General features: G+C 67.2%; 1 pseudogene. It reads left to right on the top strand.

The features are described from left to right. A pseudogene (locus AU194_RS29720) lies at positions 1-1,149 on the top strand (DUF222 domain-containing protein); the annotation flags it as partial. Between the last annotated feature and the right edge of the window lie 367 nt (positions 1,150-1,516).

Raw genomic sequence — 1,516 nt, 5'->3', positions numbered from 1 at the left:
GTCGACAAACTCCCCGCCTGGGTGGACACGGTGACGCGGGAGCAGTTCGAGGTCAACCTGGTGCGCACCGCCGTCGGGGTCGGCCCCAAGGAGTTGGAGGAGGCCGCCGAGCTGGCCCGGTTCCTGCTCGACCAGGACGGCCCTGAACCCGATGACACCGAACGCGCCCGCAAACGCGGCATCACCAAATCCAAACAAGGCGACGACGGCATGACCCCCTTGTCGGGGCTTCTGACGCCGGAAGGGGCGGCGGTGTGGGAGGTGCTGTTCGCCAAATACGCCGCCCCCGGCATGTGCAACCCCGATGATCCCGAACCCTGCACCTCCGGCACCCCCACCCAAGCCCAGATCGACAACGACCACCGCACCCTGGCCCAACGTCAACACGACGCGATGGTCGTGGTCGGGCGGATCGCGTTGATGAGTGGTGACCTCGGCCAACTCAACGGGCTACCAGTCTCGATCATCATCCGCACCACCCTCCAAGATTTGGAATCCCGCGCTGGGGTGGGTGTCACCGGGGGCGGCACCCGCGTGCCGATCAAGGATGTGGTCCGCATGGCCGCCCATGCCAACTGTTTTCTGGCGGTGTTCGACAAGTCGACCGGATCGGCGCTGGATCTGTTCCGCGCCAAACGGACTGCGTCTCCGGCACAACGCATCATGCTGATCGCCCGTGATGGGGGGTGCACTAAACCGGGGTGCACGATCGGCGCGTACGGCTGCCAGGTCCATCACGCCGACAAAGACTGGGGCGATGGCGGTAACACCAACATCAACGACCTCGGCCTGGCCTGTGGCCCCGACAACCGCAGCGTCGACAACAACGGCGGCTGGACCACCCAAATCAACGACCAACACGAAGTGGAATGGATCCCCCCACCCCACCTCGACACCGGCCAAGCCCGGGTGAACTCCTACCACCGCCCCGAAACCCTCCTCACCCCACCCGAGAACCCCGACCTGCCCGGTGCGTGGGAGCCGACTGGCGAGGACGCCATCGGCGACAACGAGCCGACCCCTGAGGTTGCCGACGAAGTTGACGAAACCGGCGACACCTTCACAGCCCCGAACCCGGCCGACATCAACGACATTGACGGCGCCGAGCCGAACACTGACGCAACCGGTGACCCCGCCGCGCCAGCTCCGGACCCGGCCGACGATGCCGACACCGACGAACCTGCCATAGCCGCGGAACTGGCCGGCGACAACGACATCGGCGATACAGCGCCTAACTCAGAGGCGGCCGACGATGCCGACGAGACCGGCTACGCGCAGACCTCTGCACCGGCCGCCGAAGACACCCACGAGACCGTCCCCGCGGCAGCAGCGATCACACCGCCAGCCGACGACCAGTACCCGCAGCAAGCCACCACATCCGTGACCGAGGTCCACGACACCGGGCACGTAGACCCGAGCTCGCTCACCCAGTCCGCCGACAACGCCGGTGAACCCGGCGGCCCCGCACCACCAGCAACCAGGGCGGCCTGACCGCCACACACCGCCGACACCACAC

This window comes from Mycobacterium sp. GA-2829 (assembly GCF_001499965.1).
Lineage (GTDB): Bacteria > Actinomycetota > Actinomycetes > Mycobacteriales > Mycobacteriaceae > Mycobacterium.
The sequence above is the reverse complement of the archived record's forward strand: the minus strand, read 5'-3'. Positions and strand labels throughout refer to the sequence as shown.